Annotated in this window: 21 protein-coding genes and 2 pseudogenes; 15 read left to right on the forward strand and 8 right to left on the reverse strand. The window is 62.5% G+C overall.

The window, feature by feature from the left end:
• Window positions 1-86: 86 nt before the first annotated feature.
• Entirely contained in the window at window positions 87-353 is a 267-nt protein-coding gene (locus ACFOJ9_RS23565; protein WP_378981801.1) for a type II toxin-antitoxin system VapB family antitoxin, read from the forward strand.
• Window positions 354-598: 245 nt separating this feature from the next.
• On the opposite strand, the gene ACFOJ9_RS23570 is transcribed toward ACFOJ9_RS23565, so the two are convergent.
• Window positions 599-1,258 (reverse strand): response regulator transcription factor, encoded by a 660-nt coding sequence (locus ACFOJ9_RS23570; RefSeq protein WP_378981803.1) that lies wholly within the window; start codon window positions 1,256-1,258, stop codon window positions 599-601.
• A gap of 8 nt (window positions 1,259-1,266) precedes the next feature.
• Window positions 1,267-2,139: a S1C family serine protease gene (locus tag ACFOJ9_RS23575; RefSeq protein WP_378981805.1), complete on the reverse strand. Its 873-nt coding sequence runs from the start codon at window positions 2,137-2,139 to the stop codon at window positions 1,267-1,269.
• 225 nt (window positions 2,140-2,364) lie between these two features.
• Here ACFOJ9_RS23575 and ACFOJ9_RS23580 point away from each other — a divergent pair, with 225 nt between their 5' ends.
• On the forward strand, window positions 2,365-3,330 hold the full coding sequence (locus tag ACFOJ9_RS23580) for a S1C family serine protease (RefSeq protein ID WP_378981807.1): 966 nt from the start codon (window positions 2,365-2,367) through the stop codon (window positions 3,328-3,330).
• Between the two features lie 96 nt (window positions 3,331-3,426).
• Here the strand turns inward: ACFOJ9_RS23580 and ACFOJ9_RS23585 are convergent.
• Both ACFOJ9_RS23585 and ACFOJ9_RS23590 read right to left on the reverse strand, forming a co-directional pair.
• Window positions 3,427-4,239, reverse strand: a pseudogene (locus tag ACFOJ9_RS23585) (arginase family protein); the annotation flags it as partial.
• A 72-nt stretch (window positions 4,240-4,311) separates the two neighbouring features.
• Window positions 4,312-4,773 (reverse strand): VOC family protein, encoded by a 462-nt coding sequence (locus tag ACFOJ9_RS23590; RefSeq protein WP_378981809.1) that lies wholly within the window; start codon window positions 4,771-4,773, stop codon window positions 4,312-4,314.
• A 66-nt stretch (window positions 4,774-4,839) separates the two neighbouring features.
• Between ACFOJ9_RS23590 and ACFOJ9_RS23595 the strand changes: the two genes are divergently transcribed.
• Window positions 4,840-5,466, forward strand: coding sequence for a TetR/AcrR family transcriptional regulator (locus ACFOJ9_RS23595; RefSeq protein WP_378981811.1), 627 nt, complete (start codon window positions 4,840-4,842; stop codon window positions 5,464-5,466).
• Here ACFOJ9_RS23595 and ACFOJ9_RS23600 read toward each other — a convergent pair.
• Entirely contained in the window at window positions 5,399-6,355 is a 957-nt protein-coding gene (locus ACFOJ9_RS23600) for a LysR family transcriptional regulator (protein ID WP_378981813.1), read from the reverse strand. The two genes, ACFOJ9_RS23595 and ACFOJ9_RS23600, sit on opposite strands and share 68 nt — an antisense overlap.
• Before the next feature lie 110 nt (window positions 6,356-6,465).
• Here ACFOJ9_RS23600 and ACFOJ9_RS23605 point away from each other — a divergent pair, with 110 nt between their 5' ends.
• The gene (locus ACFOJ9_RS23605) at window positions 6,466-7,101 is read left to right on the forward strand and encodes an FMN-dependent NADH-azoreductase (protein WP_378981815.1); all 636 of its coding nucleotides are present in this window, start codon (window positions 6,466-6,468) and stop codon (window positions 7,099-7,101) included.
• A gap of 55 nt (window positions 7,102-7,156) precedes the next feature.
• Here ACFOJ9_RS23605 and ACFOJ9_RS23610 read toward each other — a convergent pair whose 3' ends face one another.
• On the reverse strand, window positions 7,157-7,456 hold the full coding sequence (locus ACFOJ9_RS23610) for an AzlD family protein (protein WP_378981817.1): 300 nt from the start codon (window positions 7,454-7,456) through the stop codon (window positions 7,157-7,159).
• Complete coding sequence (locus ACFOJ9_RS23615) at window positions 7,453-8,187, reverse strand: AzlC family ABC transporter permease (protein WP_378981819.1); 735 nt, start codon at window positions 8,185-8,187, stop codon at window positions 7,453-7,455. The genes ACFOJ9_RS23610 and ACFOJ9_RS23615 overlap by 4 nt, the downstream gene beginning before the upstream one ends.
• 172 nt (window positions 8,188-8,359) lie before the next feature.
• Between ACFOJ9_RS23615 and ACFOJ9_RS23620 the strand changes: the two genes are divergently transcribed.
• The 6 genes from ACFOJ9_RS23620 to ACFOJ9_RS23645 all read left to right on the forward strand — a co-directional run bounded on the left by ACFOJ9_RS23620 (window position 8,360) and on the right by ACFOJ9_RS23645 (window position 12,589).
• Window positions 8,360-8,818 carry an Lrp/AsnC family transcriptional regulator gene (locus ACFOJ9_RS23620; RefSeq protein ID WP_224571096.1) on the forward strand — a complete coding sequence of 153 codons (459 nt, stop codon included), beginning with the start codon at window positions 8,360-8,362 and terminating at the stop codon, window positions 8,816-8,818.
• A gap of 290 nt (window positions 8,819-9,108) precedes the next feature.
• Window positions 9,109-9,447 carry an ArsR/SmtB family transcription factor gene (locus ACFOJ9_RS23625; RefSeq protein WP_378981821.1) on the forward strand — a complete coding sequence of 113 codons (339 nt, stop codon included), beginning with the start codon at window positions 9,109-9,111 and terminating at the stop codon, window positions 9,445-9,447.
• Window positions 9,440-9,898 (forward strand): SRPBCC domain-containing protein, encoded by a 459-nt coding sequence (locus tag ACFOJ9_RS23630; protein WP_378981823.1) that lies wholly within the window; start codon window positions 9,440-9,442, stop codon window positions 9,896-9,898. Before ACFOJ9_RS23625 ends, ACFOJ9_RS23630 begins: the two co-directional genes overlap by 8 nt.
• 40 nt (window positions 9,899-9,938) lie before the next feature.
• Window positions 9,939-10,460: a YkgB family protein gene (locus ACFOJ9_RS23635; protein ID WP_378981825.1), complete on the forward strand. Its 522-nt coding sequence runs from the start codon at window positions 9,939-9,941 to the stop codon at window positions 10,458-10,460.
• Between the two features lie 216 nt (window positions 10,461-10,676).
• Entirely contained in the window at window positions 10,677-11,879 is a 1,203-nt protein-coding gene (locus ACFOJ9_RS23640; RefSeq protein ID WP_378981827.1) for an MFS transporter, read from the forward strand.
• Window positions 11,880-12,202: 323 nt separating this feature from the next.
• Window positions 12,203-12,589: a hypothetical protein gene (locus ACFOJ9_RS23645; RefSeq protein WP_378981829.1), complete on the forward strand. Its 387-nt coding sequence runs from the start codon at window positions 12,203-12,205 to the stop codon at window positions 12,587-12,589.
• A 49-nt stretch (window positions 12,590-12,638) separates the two neighbouring features.
• Here the strand turns inward: ACFOJ9_RS23645 and greA are convergent, their stop codons facing one another.
• Window positions 12,639-13,121, reverse strand: a complete 483-nt coding sequence (gene greA, locus ACFOJ9_RS23650; protein WP_378981831.1) for a transcription elongation factor GreA — start codon at window positions 13,119-13,121, stop codon at window positions 12,639-12,641.
• A gap of 50 nt (window positions 13,122-13,171) precedes the next feature.
• On the opposite strand from greA, the pseudogene ACFOJ9_RS23655 reads away from it, so the two are divergent.
• The 5 genes and pseudogenes from ACFOJ9_RS23655 to ACFOJ9_RS23675 all read left to right on the forward strand — a co-directional run.
• Window positions 13,172-13,489, forward strand: a pseudogene (locus ACFOJ9_RS23655) (MFS transporter); the annotation flags it as partial.
• A gap of 393 nt (window positions 13,490-13,882) precedes the next feature.
• Window positions 13,883-15,607 (forward strand): hypothetical protein, encoded by a 1,725-nt coding sequence (locus tag ACFOJ9_RS23660; RefSeq protein WP_378981833.1) that lies wholly within the window; start codon window positions 13,883-13,885, stop codon window positions 15,605-15,607.
• A 22-nt stretch (window positions 15,608-15,629) separates the two neighbouring features.
• Entirely contained in the window at window positions 15,630-16,559 is a 930-nt protein-coding gene (locus ACFOJ9_RS23665) for a phosphatase PAP2 family protein (RefSeq protein WP_378981835.1), read from the forward strand.
• Window positions 16,560-16,588: 29 nt separating this feature from the next.
• Entirely contained in the window at window positions 16,589-18,016 is a 1,428-nt protein-coding gene (locus ACFOJ9_RS23670) for a S8 family peptidase (protein ID WP_378981837.1), read from the forward strand.
• A gap of 170 nt (window positions 18,017-18,186) precedes the next feature.
• Window positions 18,187-18,357 (forward strand): hypothetical protein, encoded by a 171-nt coding sequence (locus tag ACFOJ9_RS23675; protein ID WP_378981839.1) that lies wholly within the window; start codon window positions 18,187-18,189, stop codon window positions 18,355-18,357.
• Window positions 18,358-18,376 lie beyond the last annotated feature (19 nt).

An 18,376-nucleotide genomic window follows, 5' to 3' on the forward strand; every position in this document is an offset into this window, starting at 1 on the left:
ACGGGATACAAGAGCTTGCGGCGGGGAGCCATGGTGACGCTGCGGAGGGTTGGGTATATATTCCGTACAGAATGGTAGACCATCAAATGGCCTTGTCGATTAAGAATGCGGAGATCTCGCAACTGGCGCGTCAACTCGCCAGCAGCCGCGGCGTGTCGGCGACGGAGGCGATCCGGCAGAGCCTCGAAAACGAGATTGCTCGCGAAAGCATGGCGTCTCGGTCGGGAGAATCTGAGCTGATCGTCAAACTTCGGGAAATTTCTGAGCGAGCAGGTCGAATACCAAAGCGCGACCACCCGATGACGGAAGACGAGATACTCGGTTACGACGAGTTCGGAATCCCGACCAGATAATGCATGCCCCGTCCGCAGCGCCGCGCTGCCCCTCATTGCCCTGCCGGGCATTTCTCCCCGTATAGTGACGGGGAAAAAGATGCCGTCATCGCCGCTTTCACCAATCGCCAACGTTGCAAGAAGAGCGCCGAGGTCGCGGCAAGCTCCCTTCTCCCCGTCACTATACGGGGAGAAGATGCCGGCAGGCGGATGAGGGGCAGCGCCGGACTTTGACGATGACCGCAATATCTGCCTGGCGTCGTCCCCTAAACCAGCACCAACCCTTGCCGCATCGCAATGGCAATGGCGTCGGTGCGGTTGGCGGCACCCAGCTTGATCAGGATCGCTGCGACGTGGAATTTCGCGGTGTGCACGGAGATGTTGAGCCGCCGCGCGATCACCTTGTTGGGCGCGCCCTCGGCCAGCAGCGCCAGCACTTCCGCCTCGCGCGGCGACAGCGTTGGGCGGGCGGCGGCGCCATCGTCGAGCGGTTCTTCGCCGAACAGCCCGCCGTCGTTTCCAACTCCACTGGCTGCATCATCGCGGTCGAAATCGTCATGGCGATCCGGCGCCGAACGCCCGTTGCCGGACACCCTGTATCCAGCCGCCACCAATCTGACGGCGGCCGCGATCAGAGTAGCAGCAGCCGCCAATGGAAGCACGGCAAACACCTGGCCTTCTGGCCGGCCGTGCGCGGACAGCAGCACCAGTGGGATTGTGGTATTGCCACCCCTCGCCCGAACAGCATCATCGACGACAGCGACATCGGCAATCCCGCCGCCGGCCACGACCGGAAGCAGATCGCCCGCCATGGCAAGCGAGGCTGACAGGCGCTCGGCACGCCCGGCATCGCGGAGCGCGATCAGCACCACGAGCTGACGTTCGCCGCCCGCTACCTCCGGTCTTGTCAGCGTGTCGCTTTCCATCGATCCTCTCAGCTCAGCGGCTTTTCGCCGATGGTCAGCGCGACATCGCGCTGTTCGCCGCCACGCACGACGCCGAGCATCACCGAAGCGCCGGCGCTGTCGGGTCCGAGCCTGCGGATCAGGTCGCGCGGGCCATGCACGGCCTCGCCGTTCCACGCCACGATGATATCGCCGAGAGAGAGGCCGGCAGCCTTGGCCGGACCATCGTCATCAAGGCTCATCACCATCGCGCCGCGCGCGTCGCGGTCGCGCACCGGATGCAGGCCGGCGCCGAGATAGCCGCGCACGACATGGCCCTTTTCGCGCAAGGTCGCAACCGCCCGCTCGATCGTCTCGTAAGGCATCACCAGCGCCCGATGGCGCGGTCCGAACAAAAGCATGCCGATCAGCGCGCCCTTGGCGTCGAGCACAGGGCCGCCCTCGAAACGGCCGCCGGCGCCGACGGCAAGATTGATGCGACGGTCGATCGTGCCGCCGCGCATCGAGCGCCAGGCCGGACCGACTTCGCCGACCGAGCCTGAGACGGCCAGAGCGGAACCATCGCTGTTGCCGATGGCAATGGCGATGTTGCCCGGCCGCACCGCATCCGCCTTGGCCAGCGCAGGCGCTGCAGTCGCGTCAGCGGGCTTCAGCAGGGCGACGCCCGTTGAAGGGTCGCGACCAATCAGTTCGGCCTTCACCGTCTCGCCCGACGCTAGCGTCAGCTTGATCTCCTCGCCGGCCTCGACAGCCTCTTCGGCGGTGACGAAATAGCCGTCGCGCCAGTGAAAGGCGGTGGCCGTGCGATGATGATGCGTGGCGAAACTCGCCGTCGCCGGCGCTGCCTTGGCGGCGAGATCGGCGATGGCTTCCGAAAACGCACTCAGATTGAAATCGGTCATGTTGGTCTCCTGGGTTTTCTCATGCCCCAGATATCGCTCTACAGCGCGCCTAGAGGTACTCGCCTGACGGCTAGTTGCCGGTTTGACTGGCCATCTGGTCAGGTCGCGGCGGTTCAAGCCGCTCCGCACATATAGTGCGTGCCGCCCAAAAGTGCTCAGCGGTTTTGGGACAACGACACGCACAGGAAAAAATCATCCTTGCGCCTGATAACACGGAGCCCGTCCATGGCCCTCGCCGCCGCCAAATTCCCATCCGACAATACATTGGCCGACGACACGCTGCTCGACGCCTATTCGACGACGGTGGCCGATGCGGTCGACCGCATCGGCCCCGCCGTCTGCCGCATCGAGCGCGTTGGCGGCCAGTGCGGCCATGGTTCCGGCTTTGTCATCACGCCGGACGGACTGGTCGTCACCAATTTCCACGTCGTCGGCGACGCCAGGACGGTGCGCGTGTCGATGCCGGACGGCGCTTCCCGCGAAGGCCGCGTGCTTGGCCGCGATCCCGACACCGACATCGCGCTGGTGCGCGCCGACGGCAACTTCGCCGATGTAGCACCTCTGGGCGATTCCAAGCGGCTGCGGCGCGGCCAGATCGCCATTGCCATCGGCAATCCGCTCGGCTTCGAATGGACCGTCACCTCAGGCGTCGTCTCGGCGCTCGGCCGCTCGATGCGCGCCTCGACCGGCCGGCTGATCGACGACGTCATCCAGACCGACGCAGCGCTCAACCCCGGCAATTCCGGCGGGCCGCTGGTGTCGTCGGCCGGCGAGGTCATCGGCGTCAACACCGCGATGATCCATGGTGCGCAAGGCATCGCCTTCGCGGTTGCCTCCAACACCGCCAATTTCGTCATTTCGGAGATCATCCGCTTCGGCCGCGTACGCCGCGCTTTCATCGGCATCTCGGCCGACACCACAAACCTGCCGCGCCGCGCCGCGCTATTGTCGCAAGTGTCGAGCAAAACAGCGGTTCGCCTGCGCAGCGTCGAGAAGGACGGCCCGGCGGCCAAGGCGGGCCTCAAGGAAGGCGATATCATCGCTGCCATCGACGGCCGCCCGGTCACCGGCGTCGACGACCTCGTGCGCATGCTCGACGCCGAACGCATCGGTCGCGAAACGCTGTGCACCGTCGTGCGCCGCACCGGCGTCAGCCAGGTGACGGTGACGCCGGTGGCAAGGGCGAGCTAGTGCTGCGCCGGCGCAAACGCCCGCCCGAGCAGAGACAACTAGCAGCACCGCCAGTTCGCCGGTCGGGTCAAGATCGGGATCGAAGATCGTCATATCCATGCCGATGCAGGCGGGATCGGCGACCAGCGCTGACAGGATGGCAACGAGGTCGTCCGGATCTATGCCGGGACCGCCGGGCGAATCCACCGCCGGCATAATGGTCTGATCGAGCACGTCGATGTCGAGGTGCAGCCAGTAGGGAGACCGCGCCAACCTTGCCTGGGTCTTTTCCAGCACCCCAGCCACGCCAAGCGCGCGCGCGGCAAACACGTCGATCAGCATCATGGCGGTCGAATTGATGTCAGGCCAGGCGAAGTCGGCGTCGCGGCTCTCGCGTTCACCGATCTGGATCACCTGTTCATCGGCCACCAGCGAACCGGCAATACCTGGCCACCCGGTCAGCAACGGCTCGCCGCGCCCGGTGGCAAGAGCAAGGTCCATGCCGGCGGCCGAGCCGAGCGCGGCATCGACATCATAATTGCCGGGATGGCGAAAATCGCTGTGGCCGTCGACATGCACCAGCGCCAGCGGACCGGAGCGCCGCGCCGCCGCCAGCGCGCCGAGCAGAATCGAACAGTCGCCACCGATGACCAGCGGGAACTCACCGCGCCCGAGTGCGCCGGCGACAATCTCGGCAAGCTCGAGATTGAAGCGACGGATCGCGGGGCCGTTGCGCAGCCTGGTGCTCGGCTGCGGCTCGGTGCTGTAGGCGGGCCGCTCGAGATCGATCACCTTGGCCGGCGAAAGCACCTCGACCAAGCCGGCCTCGCTCAATGCCTGCGGCGCTCGCCACGTCCCCGGCACATGGCCGGGCCGCAACGGCCGAAGGCCGAGGTTGGACGGAGCGCGGATAAGGCAGATCTTGCGCATGGGCAGGCTCGCGTTTGTCGAGCAACCATAGAGCGAGGCAATCGGACCGGCCAAGTGGCTACGGCTCCGGCGTCATCTCTGCCGACAGATCCTGCCAGGGGCACGCCATTCAAGCTCTGCCGCCCCTTCCGCATATTGCGCCAGAAACTCCTCACTCGGCGGGATCGGCTTGATCACATCGATCAGAACGCCATTGGGGTCCTTGGTGATGAAGTGGCGCTGGCCGAAGGGCTCGTCGCGTAGAGAGCGCAGGATCGGCAGGCCGGCGGCGGCGACCCGCTCATAGATCGCGTCCGGGTCGCGAACCTCGAAATTGATCAGCAGGCCCGAGGTGCGGCCCCGCCCCTCTTCCGGGATCGTTTCGTGGTCGCCCTGGACGATGCCGAGATTCACACGCTTGTTGTCCACCGATTGCAGATGCACATACCAGTCGCTTTCAAACAGCGGCTGGAAGCCGAAATGCTCGACATAGAAGGCCGTTGTGCCGGCGACGTCGCCGGTCATCAGCACCGGGTAATAGCTCGTGGTCTTCATCTTTCCTTCTCCTGCCAACTAACATACAGTCTGCATGTAGATTGAATTAACATACAGGCTGCATGTATGCAACAGGACTCCCCGCGCCGTTCCAACCGCGACCGCACCGAAGCGACGCGCGCCGACCTGATCGCGGCGGCGCGAAAACTGTTTACGGAAAAATCCTATGCCGAGACCGGCACGCCGGAGATCGTCGCCGCCGCCGGCGTGACACGCGGCGCGCTCTACCATCATTTTGCTGACAAGCAGGCGCTGTTTGCCGCCGTGGTCGAGCAGGAGGCGACGGCGGTGGCTGATGAGATCGAGCGCGCCTCGCCGCCATCGCTGTTTGCCCGCGACGCACTGACTGCCGGCTCCGACGCCTATCTCACCGCCATGCGCGCGCCCGGCCGCACGCGGCTGTTGCTGCTTGACGGTCCGGCCGTGCTTGGTCGCGCCGCCATGGACGCGATCGACAGCCGCCACGGCAACCGTTCGCTGCGCGAGGGGCTGGTCGCGGCGATGCGGGCGCAGACGATGACGAGATTGCCGGCGGAGGCGCTGACCGCGCTGCTCGGCTCCGCCTTCGATCGGGCGGCGCTGGCCATCGAGGCCGGCGCCTCGGCCGAGGATTATCGCGCCGTGCTCATGGCGCTGATCGATGGACTGTCCCCGGCTCATCCTCAGGCACCTCGCCCGGTTCGAACTCGTTGAAGCAGCCAAGCTGGCGCTTGAACTGGTCGATCAGCCAGGCCGCCGCCGGTTTTGGGCTGCGATCGTTGCGGTGCATGGCAAACAGCGGCGAACTCACCTCCCTGAAAGACTCGAGGTCGAGTTCGATCAGCCGGCCGCTCGCCAGATCGTCGGCGATCAGCCAGCGCGGCAGCCCGCCCCAGCCCAGCCCCTCGCGCATCAGCGTATGCTTGGTGCGCAGATCCGTCAGCCGCCAGGTGCGGTAGGCAAAGACGCCAAAGTCGCGCCCCTTCGTGCGCTCCGACTGGTCGGTGACGACAAGCTGGGTGTGTTCGCGCGCATCCTCGATCGCCACCGGCTTCGGCAGCAAGGCCAGCGGGTGGCTGGGCGCGGCGGCCAGCACGATCGACATGAAGCCGATGCGCACAAGATGCACGTCGACCTCGCCCAGCAGGCCGCCAATGCCAAGATCGGCCTGTCCGCTGACGACATGATCGGGGATCAGTCCGAGCGTGCCGATATGCAGGCGCAGCATCACGGTCGGAAACTGCGCCTCGAACGCCTTCAGCACCCGCACCAGCACCGGCGAGGGCAGCGCCGCATCGACCGACAGCGCAACTTCAGCCTCAAGCCCCTGGTGGTGGCCGTCAACCCTGGAGCGGATGCGCTGCAGCACACCGACCATGCGCCGTGCATCCTCCAGCATCGCCCGGCCGATCTCGGTCAATTGCGGCTCGCGCGTGCCCTCGCGCTCGAACAGTTTCAGCCCAAGCTGCGCCTCGAGATTGGCGATGCCATAGCTGATGACGGACTGCGCCCGGTTGAGCTTGCGACCGGCGGCCGAGAAACTGCCGGCTTCGGCGACTGTCACAAAGATCTGAAGTTGATCGAGCGTCGGGTTGGGCTGCATCGCTATATCTAACTTATAGATGGATCGTATAGAAAATATACCAGTTTATCGAATGGATCGATAGCCCCATATCTGGCGGGACAAATCATTCCAACCGCTGGAGAGCCCAAATGTCCATTCTTCTCGTCACTTCGAGCCCACGCGGCGCTGCCTCGCACTCGACACGCATCGCCACCGAATTCGCCGAGAAGCTGCTTGCCGCCGACCCGTCAAACACGCTTGTCGTGCGCGACCTCGTCGCCAATCCGCTGCCGCACATTGATGCCGATTATGCGACCGGCATTTATACGCCGGCCGAAGCCCGCACTGAGCGCCAGGCTGAAGTCGTCGGCGTCTCCGATGTCGTGCTGGACGAGCTTTTCGCAGCCGGCACGGTGATCCTCGCCACCGGCTTCATCAACTTCAACATCTCCTCGACGCTGAAGTCGTGGGTCGATCACATCGCCCGTTCCGGCAAGAGCTTTGCCTATGGCGAAAACGGCCCCAAGGGCCTCGTCACCGGCAAGAAGGTCTATATCGTGCTGGCTTCCGGCGGCATCTATTCGGAAGGTGCGGCCGTGCAGTTCGATCATGCCATTCCCTACCTGCGCGGCGTGCTCGGCTTCCTCGGCATGACCGATGTCGACGTCATCCGCATCGAAGGCGTCGGCATGGGCCCTGACGCGGTGACCGCAGCACTCGCCAAGGCGACCGCCAAGGTCGATGCCGTGGTCGCGGCCAGCCGGGACGTTGCCGCAGCGGCGTAAAGCGCAGATCGTCATTCGCATCGAAAGGCAGGCGTTCGCGCCTGCCTTTTGCGTTCTAGCCGATGACATGCCTCAGCAGGCCAGCAGCGCCGACCCCGATCAGCACAGTCGGCAGCATGGAAAGCCGCGTGGCAGCGACCAGAGTAATAGCCAGCGCCAGAAGATCCGCCGGATTCCTCGACACGAAGGCCGGCGCGATGACCGCAATCAGCACGCAGCCGGGCGCTGCCTCCATCACCGCCGTGGCGCGGGCGCTGAGCGTGCGGTTGCGCAGCACGACGTAGCCGCCGATCCGGGTCAGGTAAGTGACGCCGGCCATCAGCACGATGGTGAGAAGGCTCGTTGCGTCGATCATGCATCACCTGCCATCAGCCAGGCCGCGACCAGCCCCGATACCGCACCGGCGGCGACATACCAGGCGCCGGGGACGAAGAGATAGACAAGTGCGGCCACGATGAGACTGACCACCCAGGGCCGCGCTGCGGCCATGCCCGTCCACATGCCGCGCATCAGCACCAGGAAGACGGCCGGGAACGCCATGTCGAAACCGTAGGTCTCGACATGGCCGAGCATCGGGCCGAGCACGGCACCCAGCGTGGTGAAGACCACCCAGGTGAGATACATCGCCAGTGCCGCGCCCATATAGTAGCGCGGGCTGAAGGCCGGCGTGATGCCTGCCGCTGCGCGCTGCCTGGCATCGGCCAAGCCCAGCGCCCAGCTTTCGTCGCATAGGAAAAACAACGCCGGAAATACCTTGCGCCGCGGCAGATGGCGCAGGAACGGCGCCAGTGCCGCCCCCATCAGCAGATGACGGCTGTTGACCAGGAAGGTGATGGCGACGATGAGCACGATATGCGGCGGCGACGTCCACAACTGGATCGCGGCGAATTCCGAACCGCCGGCGAAGTTCAGCCCTGTCATGGCAGACAGTTCGACCGTACTCAGCCCTTTTTGCGTGGCCTGGGCGCCGAGCACCAGCGCATAGGGGACGGTGCCGAACAGCACCGGCGCGCATGACGTCACGCCACGACGGAACTCGTATCCCGAGCCATCGCCCTCCGCCTCGACTGCCTGTGAAATGCTCATGCTCTGCCATCGGCCGGCCTTAAGGCCGCCGCTTCCGGTTGCGTCTGGAATCTCGTGATGTCGGCGGCAAACATACCGGCACCGGCTCAAAATTTGGTTGCGAAGATTGTTGTATTTCACCAAATTTTGGCATTGAGTGTCACAGATTGCCAAATAGATGGAATCCAAAGCCATGAAGCTGGATGAGATCGACAAGCGGATCCTGCGGGCACTGCAACGCGACGGCCGCATGGCCAACAACGATCTGGCCAATGAAGTCGGGCTGTCGCCATCGCCTTGCCTGCGGCGCGTGAAATTGCTGGAGGAAGCCGGCATCATCGACCGCTATGTCGCCGTGCTCAATCCGGCCAGCATCGGCAAGGGCCTCACCTTCTTCACCCGCATCTGGCTGAAGGCGCAGGACGAGGACACGATCGAGCATTTCGCCACCGAAGTGGCCAAGCTGCCGCAGGTGATGGAGTGCTACCTGATGCTCGGCGACTGCGACGCCATGGTGCGCGTGGTGGCGGCCGGCATCGACGACTACCGCCGCTTCCAGTCGGAGCACCTGAGCCGCATCAAGGGCGTGCAGAACGTCAAGACCGACGTTCCCAGCCAGACGATCAAATACACGTCGGAACTGCCGATCTGATCCTCGGCAAATCCGCGAGCGAGACGACACCGGCCATCAATCCGTCTCGGCAATCCCGCTCTGCCAATGCTCGTTGGGGACCGACACCTCACGCATGAAATTCACGAAGCTGCGAGGCGCGCCAATTCGAACGGGTCGAGCCGATTCGTGTCGCGGAAGAGCCGAGGCTGTGGAACGACAATAGCCTTGGTGGCTGAGCGAGAAAACAGCAGGCCATCTCGCCCGCTTGACGGGTCGGACCACACTCTGTATATCACCAATTAGATAGATAACTGAATGGTGAGATAATAGTGGCCCTCGATGATCTCAGCTTGACCTTTGCTGCGCTGGCGGACCCGACCCGGCGCGCGATACTTGCGCGGCTGGCTTCGGGCGAGTCGACCGTGGCGGAACTCTCAGAGCCGTTCGACATCAGCGGGCCTGCGGTGTGCAAGCACCTGAAGGTACTGGAGAAAGCAGGGCTGATCGTGCAGGGCCGCAAGGCCCAATGGCGACCACGGCGAATCGAGACGGGGCGGCTGGCGGCGGTAGACGCCTGGCTTGGGTTCTACAGGCCGCTGTGGGAAGCGCGATTTGATCGGATGGAAGATCACCTGAAACAGTTGCAGGAGGGGAAAGCGAATGCGTGATCCGATCGGCACGGCACGGCACGAACTGTCCATCACCCGCATTTTCGATGCTCCGCGCGAGCTTGTGTTCGCCGTCTGGGTGCAAACCGACCATATCCCTCACTGGTGGGGGCCGCGCGGCTACGCCACGCTTTCTTGCGAAGTCGATCTGCGTCCGGGCGGCAAATGGCGCGTCGCATCGCGTCATGAGGACGGCTCGGACACAGCGGAAACGGGCGTGATCCGCGAGGTCGACGCACCGTCTCGGCTGGTCCTGACGCATGCCTGGGAAGACGCTTCGGGCAAGCCTGGGCCGGCGACAATCGTGACCATCACGTTCGTTGAAGAGGACGGGAAGACGAAGATGATTTTCCATCAGGCCAGCTTCGACACGGCGGAAGCCCGGGATGGCCATGAGCTTGGGTGGAACGAGAGCTTCGACATGCTGGCGGAACATTTGGCAGAAATCTGACGCTCTTGGCCAGCCGGCGATAAGCATAAGGATACGAAAGATGACAGATCTCAAATCGACGGATTCCGATCGGCCGGTAGCCAGGGCGTTGCGATCTTCGCTGCTCGCCCAGACGGCTAAAGTCGTACGTGCGGGCCGCATCATCGCCTTCGCCGGTGTCGTGCTTCCGCTCCTGTTGATCGGCGGCATGAAGTTTACGGCCGTGGAGATTGAAGCATTGAAGCCGTTGATCAGTTTGACCCCATGGTTGGCCTGGATGTACCCGGCATTCGGCGAGGCGGGCACTTCCTACGTGCTTGGCATCGTCGAAATCGCCACGGCCCTCCTGCTGCTGGCAAGTCCCTGGTCCGCGATCGCGGGGATCATTGGTGGCGCGATGGCGTCGCTCACCTTCCTCGTCACCTCGTCGATCATGCTGGCTTTTCCGATATGGGAGGCAACTCTGGGATTTCCGGCGCTCGGACCGGCAGGCCAGTTCCTTATCAAGGATATCGCGCTTCTGGGTGTCTCGCTGGTGGTGCTGGGGGACAGCCTTGCCCGCTTGGACCATGTGAACGAATGAAAACAGCATCCGCGAGAATAGCAGAGGGATTTTGGACCATGCGCAAGATCATAGCCGCGCTGCAGATATCGCTGGATGGCGTCCAAAAAGACCACCGAAAACACCGCCCTTTCAGACTGGATAAAAAATGCAACCGGATTGTAGGATCGGCTCCGGTGCCAGCGTCCTTCGGACGCAAGCAGCGCTGAGCGCTGCCCTCTGGCATGGGAGATTTGAATGAGCCTTTCCTATCGTTGGGTCATCGTCGCGGCTGGCGCGCTGATGTCCTGTGTCGCCATCGGGACGATGTTTTCGCTGGCGATCTTCCTCGAACCGATGGCGCTCGACACCAACTGGTCGCGCGCCGGCATTTCGAGCGCCATGACGCTCAACTTCCTGGTGATGGGCCTTGGCGGTTTCGCCTGGGGCGCCATTTCGGACCGTTTTGGCGCCCGCATCGTTGTCACGATCGGTGCGGTTCTGCTTGGGCTGGCGCTGGTGCTGGCCAGCCGCGCCGGTTCGTTGCTGAGCTTCCAGATAACCTATGGCGTGCTGGTCGGCCTCGCGGCAAGCGCCTTTTTCGCGCCGATGATCGCGCTGACCACCGGCTGGTTCGACACCAACCGCAGCCTTGCCGTCTCGCTGGTCTCGGCCGGCATGGGCGTGGCGCCGATGACGATCTCGCCCTTCGCCCGCTGGTTGATCTCGGCCTATGACTGGCGCACCGCCATGTTCGACATCGGCATCACCGCCTGGGTGCTGCTGTTGCCGGCTGTGCTGCTGGTGCGTCAGCCGCCGAAGCCCGCAACGGCCGATGCGGCCTCGGCGCCGGTGGCCGAGGGCGCCGGCCTGACGGTCGGCCAGGCGCTGCGCTCGCCGCAGTTCATCGTGCTGGGGCTGACCTTCTTTGCCTGCTGCGCGGCGCATTCCGGGCCGATCTTCCACATGGTCAGCTATGCCATGCTGTGCGGCGTCGCCCCCATGGCGGCGGTCTCGATCTACAGCGTCGAGGGCCTGGCAGGCCTCGGCGGCCGGCTTTTTTACGGCGTGCTGGCCGACAGGCTGGGCGTCAAGCCGGTGCTGATCGCGGGCCTGGCGATCCAGGCGATCGTCATTGCCGCCTATCTCTCGATCAGCCGGCTCGAGCAGTTCTACATGCTGGCCGTCATCTTCGGCGCCACCTATGGCGGCGTCATGCCGCTCTATGCGGTGCTGGCGCGCGAATATTTTGGCCAGCGCATCCTCGGCACCGTGTTCGGCGCCGCCACCATGCTGTCGAGCCTCGGCATGGCGCTGGGACCGCTCGCCGGCGGCATGGTCTTCGATGCCTACGCCAACTATTCCTGGCTGTTCATCGGCTCGGCCCTCATCGGCCTCGGCGCGGTGGGTATTGCGATCGCCTTTCCGCCACTGCCGCGCAGGGAGTTCCAGCCGGCATAGTCCGCGGCCAGCTCGAGTTCCGAACCGTGCGGCCAGGTACGACATGAGCCTGGCCCACTCCGCGCACGACCGGTCTGCCCGCTTTCCAGCCGGACCCAGCCGAAGTGCGGCGGTCCGCGGCCAACGCATTTTGCACCGGGGGATCTGGGCTAAGCTCGCGTATCCCCGCCACACAGAGAGGCACCCTTATGGCCGAACGTCCGAGTGGAAGAGAAAACAACCGAATTGTCGCCAACGCTGTCGCCGACGACGATCCGCGTCTTGCGTTCATTTATCAGGAAGCGGTGAGAGGTCTCACGCAACAGCAAACCCTTGTGGAGAACATGAGCACCCGCGCCGGCAGCCTTGTCTTTGCCACCGCATTCGCAAACTCGCTGCTTGGCGGTGCGGCTCTTTCCAACGGGCTTGGGCTTTGGGACTGGACCGCGGTGGCCCTGCTGTTCGGCATCGGCGGGCTGATCGTCTTCATGCTTTGGCCCTACCACCAATATACATTCCGCTTCGATCCGGAAGAGTTGCTTGATCAATATGTCGACGGCGACAGGCCGACGACGATGTCGGCCATGCGCCGCGCGCTTGCCCTTCGCATCAAGGCGGACATGGCCGGCAACTGGCGAATTATCCAGCGGCTGCGGGTAGCGCTGCAGATTGCACTGCTCTTTCTGTTGCTCGATATCCTGGCCTGGCTGTTGGCGATTGCGGGCGTTTGAGCCGGAAGGCACGCGGCGCCGCCACGGCCAGGCCATACCCGATGTCCAACTAGGAAATGGACAGGATCTCAAGTTCGCGCTGCCCCAGTTGGACAAAGTCGCCAACGGTTTTGCCAGTCAGCGCGATGGCAACCGGCGAACCATGCGATATGGAAGCTTGAGACGGGTTGGCCTCATCCTCACCGACGATGCGGAAGGTCTGAGTGCGGCCATCGTCACGCTTGAAGGTAACAGTGTGCCCGAAGGCGATCACTTCATTGGACGTGGGCACCGACATAAGCTGAGCCGTGCGGACGCGCTCGGCATAATAGCGCATATCCCGAACCGGAACCGCTGACTGCCGTCGCCTCTCATTGACATCTTCCAGCACGTTGGCGGCCTCGAAAGCTTGCTGAGCGCGAGCCAATTCATCCTGCAGCATCTTGAGGCCCGCCTCCGTGACGAGGTTGATCCGATCGGAGACAGGACGCGCCGGCAGGACGGTTTCCGATGCCGCCTCGGCGCTTTCCTCTTTGGCAAATGCTACGCTCAATGGTCGAGACTCTTCTTCATGGAGGCCATCCCGACGGAATTCTAAAAAAGGTTGTGTCGGACAGGCCTGAGACGATAGCAATTATTCTGCTGTTTGCGGGGACTTTTCATCGTGACAACTCGCCTGCGTCTGCTGGCAACCTGGCGCGCGAATATTTCGGCCAGCGCATCCTCGGCACCGTGTTCGGCGCCGCTACCATGCTGTCGAGCCTAGGCATGGCGCTGGGACCACTCGCCGGCGGCATGGTGTTCGATGCCTACGCCAACTATTCCTGGCTGTTCATCGGTTCGGCCCTCATCGGCCTCGGCGCGGTCGGCATCGCGATCGCTTTCCCGCCGCTGCCGCGAAGGGAGTTGCAGCCGGCGTAAAGTCCTCCAAGGCCGCTTCGGTCAAGGCCGGTAAAGCACGGTTGCCGATGCGAAGCGGACCTACCCTTGCCCTGCCCAAATGAGAGTCGCCTCCCAAGCACCACCTAGTGCAACAGGAGCAAACGAAAAGCCTGAACTTGAACTTCGATGCCGGCACGACTGGTTCCACTCTGACGCAGGCTTGACGGTTGGCTCACGCTCGACTGACGGTCGGTCGAATATTCTGACCTCAACTTCAGGTCACAATCAACCGGCTCGCACGCCATGCATTTCCAGTATTCCCAAACAATAATGGATTTTGAGCCGGTTGCATTGCAACCGCAAGATTTTCCTGCTTCAATCATTTCTGCAGGCCGAAGTCGAGTTCATTTGGCCAGAAGAGGCTGCGGGGGCATGTCTCATGAGACTGCCAATATATTTCTGCTGGGTCCGTTCCAAATAGTCGGCCCAGGAGGGGAAGATATTACCCCTGTCGGACAAAAGGCCAAGGCTCTTCTAGCCCTGGTTGCGGTGGCGGACCGCGCGCAGAGATCGCGAACCTGGCTATGCGGCAAGCTCTGGAGCGACCGGGCACCGGAGCAAGCGTTCGCGAGCCTTCGTCAGACTCTGACCGAAATCAGAAAGGCCCTGGGCGTAGCCGGCAAGTCGATCCTCAAGATCGACGCCAGCACCGTCGCTCTCGACCTCACGGCGGTGCGGATAGACACCAGGGAATTCAGGAACTCCCCAGCGCGAATGCCTTTGGTGGCGCAATCCTCGGCAGAGTTTCTTGAAGGGATCGACGTCAGAGATAGTGAGTTCGAGGAATGGCTATCGATCGAGCGCAGCCATTGGGAGGGGTTTCACGGAGCTCATACCGAGACACGCAAAGCAACCTCGGCCGAATACTGGTCAACACCTGCTCTCCAGCCGGGATATGGGGCCACACTTACACTGCAACTCTTCACACCGACGGTGGACTTGCTTAGCCCCGTTATAGATTCCCATGCAGGCGACGCTAGGTTTCTGGCAAGCGAGATACTCGAGTTGCTCTCTCAGAGCATTGCTGAAACGGCGCACGTCTCGTTGCTCGATCGTCGTGACACGACCCCAGCGGCAACACCGTCAGGCCAGCGGTCGCCGCTCGCGCTGCAAGTCATCGTCACGGGCGGCGACCGTGATTTCGCGATAATTGTAAAACTCCTGAACCGATCCTCCTCATGCGTGGAGTTTCAGACGACAATTCCAGTGGCGACGTCGGTCTCGCGCGTGCGCGGCGACGCGATGGTTCTTGCCAAGGTCAACCTGACCGTCGACATGCTGCTGAAGTGCCTTCAAAGGATGTCGGCGCGCGCGCAGGCAGATCCGGCGGAGGCGGCGCGGATCATGATCTTCTCTGCGGTCGACGATCTCTTCGGCATTACCGGTGATCGATTGGTTCGAGCCGAAGCAAGCCTGAGGCAGGCAATGGCGCTCGCGCCGATGGCGCAGACATACGCCTGGCTGGCCTATCTCTCGACATTCAAGCTTGGTCAGAAAACAGTCGTCTTCTCGGTCAGCGACATCGACGAGGCAGAAGCTTTGGCACGCCGGGCGCTTGAGCTGGAACCAAACAATGCGCTGACCTTGGCGCTGTGCGCCCACGTCTTCAGCTTCATCCTTCATAACCACGACTACGCGACCGACCTATACGTCAGATCGTTGACACTCAATCCGCATCGCCCGTTGACCTGGGACCTGTTCTCGGTCCTGCACAGCTATCTCGGCCAACCGGAAGTCGGCTTCAAATGCGCGAGATGGGCAGCCACGATCGGCGCCTTCAGTCCGTACTCCTATTTCTTCGACACCTCGTGCTGCATGAATGCGTCGTTGTCGGGAAATCATTTCGACGCCGTGGAGTTCGGAACAAGGGCGTTGAACGCCCGGCCCAATTTCAGTCCGGCACTTCGCTATCTGATCCCGAGCCTGGGCCATCTTCGCGCCCGCGAAGGTGCGAGTATGCGGCTTCAATGCCTGCTGCGGGCCGAGCCCGACTTCTCGACAGAAAACTTCCTGCAAGGCCAGCATTTGCAATTGAAGAAGGAACAGCTGGATTTGCTCCGGCGCGGCTTTTCGCTCGCGGGGGCTCCGGAGCGGTAAGCAATCAAAAAAGGGGGGAACAATGCCAGGCATCGAAAGTCTATTCTTGGAATTCTTGACTGACCGGATCGACAACTTCCGAATCGAAGGGGGTGTCCTGCGCTTTGGCACGGAAGGTGCCTCAGCCTCCACTGGTGCTGTTGTGCTGAACCGCAATCGAAACCGAAATCGCAATCGCAATCGCAACAGGAACCGCAACCGGAATCGAAACAAGAACGGCGTCGTCGACGGACTGACGGGCCTGTCGGATGTACTCATCCCCTATATAGAACTGCTTCGCTTGCATCGCGGCGAGCAGCCCTATGACCGGGATCGATGGACCCCTGACAAGGCCGGCCGGCAACCGCCGGTGTTGCGGCTGCTGCCCTGGGAAATCTACGACACCATCGACATTGTCCCCCCACCAGGCCCGGTCGAGACGCGGGTCGAAGCGGAATATCTGCTGACGCTGCAACGAAACATCGAGCTGCGAAAAGAGCGAGCCGACGATATCGTCCAGGAAGCCAATCTCGACCTTAGCGACCTGACGCGTCCACTCGGTATCGAGGACATTGGTGGCTATAGCGCGACGGAAGGCCTGCTTCTGACGGCAATCCAAGTCACAGAATATGTCGGGCTCGTGTTCAAGGACAAGTTTGGACGAATGCGTCCTAACCAGTTCGACACCCGCATACGCCCTGTGCTGCCGGTGCCGGCGCATTCATCCTATCCCAGCAACCATGCCTTTCAGACCTACTCCGCAGCGTATCTGTTCTCCGTCATCCTGCCGGAGCACAACGCTTCCGAAGAGTTGTTTCATGTGGCTCGCCGCGTTGCCCAGAACCGCGAAGTGGCGGGGCTTCACTACCCGAGCGACACCGATGCAGGAAAGGATCTGGCGCGCAAGTTCCTGCCCTTCCTGGTTCATTCCTGCAAGGACCTGATGCTTGAAGCCCAGAGGGAATGGATATGAGCCGCCGAGGACAAGAAGGGACAGACACCATGATCGACGACGCTGGTTCGACGCTCACTGCCGAGTTGTCCGCCTATCATCCGCTCTGGCATCTCAAACGGATAAACTGGCTGGAGGGCTTTGGTGCAAGTGTCCCGGAAGACGAGCCCATTACGACGCGCGTGTTTCTCATCGACACCGGCGTGCATGTCGGCCACCCTTATCTTTCAAAAGCGATCGACGCCCAGCTCGCAATCGACTTCAGTGCGCTGCCGTTCGGACTTCGCTATGTCGACGGAATTAACAAGCCGATCGAGTTCGATCCCGAGATATTGGACCATCTGCCCCTTTCGGCGAACGACAAAGCGACCATCTCGCAATTGATGCAGCGTGCCAGCGGCAAGCTGTGCAAAGCGCCGCTGGAGACCGCGTTGCACACGGCATTTCCCAGCCATGGCACGGCGTGCGCCGGGCTGATCGGAGCGCGGATGCCTGGCTTTTTTACCGATCCACTGCCCAGCTTGACGGACGGAAAGCCGGCTCTGGCGGTACCCTATTGGGGCGTCGATCCGCTTTCCACAATCATACCGGTTTCAACCTCCCTCAATCCCACGCCCGGGCAACTGATTCTCGCCCTGGTTTACGCCCTGCAAAATCAGGCTGATGTCATCCACCTGCCGCGCGGAATTTCCGTTGCCTGGATGAGCGACAACGGCGAGTACGACAATCCCGGCCTTTCGCTGAAGACCGACCAGGACGAAGCAGAATGGGAGGCCTTGGAAGCCCTGCTGTTCGCGATCTCGCGCACCGTCCCGATCGTGTGCGCAGCGGGCAATTCAGGCGAGAACAGCCTAGCCTATCCAGCCAATCTCAGCCTTGAAGACAAGGGCGAAAACGGCATCATCAGCGTCGGCGCCCTGAGTTCGGCCGGATTTAGATCGAGCTACAGCAACTATGGTCCTGGGTTGACAGTGGTGGCGCCAAGCGATGATGCGACCGTGTTCAATCGCTACCAGATCCGGATAAACGAGTTAGGCCGTCGCTATCGGTTACACGATTACGCCGGATATGTGGGCGCAGGTCTGCCCCGCGTCGACTTCAGCCGCGAGGCCATTTTGTCGACGGATATTCCCGGACAGAACGGCTATACTGGATACTCTCCGCTGGGATACGATGAGGACGACGACACATTTGCCCATGCCAATGACCCGCTGCAGGGCGCATTCACACTTTTCGGCGGCACCTCCGCAGCCTCGTCTATCGTCGCAGGTGTGGTGGCACTGATGACGCGACGGGCCAAGATGAAAGGCCAAATCTTGTCGGGGCCGCAGCTCAAGCAAATATTGCGTGCAACGGCTCGCGGCACCCCAGCCGACACCAAGGCTGATGACATTAACGGCGACAAGGCCTCTTTGGAACTGCTCTTCGGATCGGGGCTTGTCGACGCCGGCAAAGCTGTGGGCAAAATAGGGGCATAGCCCTACGTTTTTTGCCTGTCGTCGGCCGTTAAGGTGGCTCAGCTATTCTATCAAATACTGAGCCGCTCTAACCGACCGCCGAAATCACATCCGGCTGGCGCCTCTTTCACGCCCGTCTGACACTACTTCCTCAATCCTCAGCTTCTCCTTTCAGCGGCCTGGAGAAGATCATGGCTGAAGAAAATGGAATTCACGTCGTCGCGGCCGCGAGGGACGCGTCGCGGCTGTCCGGCGCCGGCGATATCGGACCGGGGTCACTTGCCCGGCAGAGCCGGCCTCCGTGGGTCGAAACGATTGTGGCGCCAGGCACGCCCCTCACCGGCATTGGAGACCTCGAGTAACATCGCTCGCCGATGCCGG

The sequence above is a fragment of the Mesorhizobium cantuariense genome (assembly GCF_042647205.1).
Taxonomy (GTDB): domain Bacteria; phylum Pseudomonadota; class Alphaproteobacteria; order Rhizobiales; family Rhizobiaceae; genus Mesorhizobium; species Mesorhizobium cantuariense.

What these genes read in the sequence shown, in the direction of transcription:
- ACFOJ9_RS23565 (WP_378981801.1), top strand. Translation starts at nt 87, where the DNA reads ATGGCCTTGTCGATTAAGAATGCGGAGATCTCGCAACTGGCGCGTCAA.
- ACFOJ9_RS23570 (WP_378981803.1), bottom strand. Translation starts at nt 1,258, where the DNA reads ATGGAAAGCGACACGCTGACAAGACCGGAGGTAGCGGGCGGCGAACGT.
- ACFOJ9_RS23575 (WP_378981805.1), bottom strand. Translation starts at nt 2,139, where the DNA reads ATGACCGATTTCAATCTGAGTGCGTTTTCGGAAGCCATCGCCGATCTC.
- ACFOJ9_RS23580 (WP_378981807.1), top strand. Translation starts at nt 2,365, where the DNA reads ATGGCCCTCGCCGCCGCCAAATTCCCATCCGACAATACATTGGCCGAC.
- ACFOJ9_RS23590 (WP_378981809.1), bottom strand. Translation starts at nt 4,773, where the DNA reads ATGAAGACCACGAGCTATTACCCGGTGCTGATGACCGGCGACGTCGCC.
- ACFOJ9_RS23595 (WP_378981811.1), top strand. Translation starts at nt 4,840, where the DNA reads ATGCAACAGGACTCCCCGCGCCGTTCCAACCGCGACCGCACCGAAGCG.
- ACFOJ9_RS23600 (WP_378981813.1), bottom strand. Translation starts at nt 6,355, where the DNA reads ATGCAGCCCAACCCGACGCTCGATCAACTTCAGATCTTTGTGACAGTC.
- ACFOJ9_RS23605 (WP_378981815.1), top strand. Translation starts at nt 6,466, where the DNA reads ATGTCCATTCTTCTCGTCACTTCGAGCCCACGCGGCGCTGCCTCGCAC.
- ACFOJ9_RS23610 (WP_378981817.1), bottom strand. Translation starts at nt 7,456, where the DNA reads ATGATCGACGCAACGAGCCTTCTCACCATCGTGCTGATGGCCGGCGTC.
- ACFOJ9_RS23615 (WP_378981819.1), bottom strand. Translation starts at nt 8,187, where the DNA reads ATGAGCATTTCACAGGCAGTCGAGGCGGAGGGCGATGGCTCGGGATAC.
- ACFOJ9_RS23620 (WP_224571096.1), top strand. Translation starts at nt 8,360, where the DNA reads ATGAAGCTGGATGAGATCGACAAGCGGATCCTGCGGGCACTGCAACGC.
- ACFOJ9_RS23630 (WP_378981823.1), top strand. Translation starts at nt 9,440, where the DNA reads ATGCGTGATCCGATCGGCACGGCACGGCACGAACTGTCCATCACCCGC.
- ACFOJ9_RS23635 (WP_378981825.1), top strand. Translation starts at nt 9,939, where the DNA reads ATGACAGATCTCAAATCGACGGATTCCGATCGGCCGGTAGCCAGGGCG.
- ACFOJ9_RS23640 (WP_378981827.1), top strand. Translation starts at nt 10,677, where the DNA reads ATGAGCCTTTCCTATCGTTGGGTCATCGTCGCGGCTGGCGCGCTGATG.
- ACFOJ9_RS23645 (WP_378981829.1), top strand. Translation starts at nt 12,203, where the DNA reads ATGAGCACCCGCGCCGGCAGCCTTGTCTTTGCCACCGCATTCGCAAAC.
- ACFOJ9_RS23660 (WP_378981833.1), top strand. Translation starts at nt 13,883, where the DNA reads ATGTCTCATGAGACTGCCAATATATTTCTGCTGGGTCCGTTCCAAATA.
- ACFOJ9_RS23665 (WP_378981835.1), top strand. Translation starts at nt 15,630, where the DNA reads ATGCCAGGCATCGAAAGTCTATTCTTGGAATTCTTGACTGACCGGATC.
- ACFOJ9_RS23670 (WP_378981837.1), top strand. Translation starts at nt 16,589, where the DNA reads ATGATCGACGACGCTGGTTCGACGCTCACTGCCGAGTTGTCCGCCTAT.
- ACFOJ9_RS23675 (WP_378981839.1), top strand. Translation starts at nt 18,187, where the DNA reads ATGGCTGAAGAAAATGGAATTCACGTCGTCGCGGCCGCGAGGGACGCG.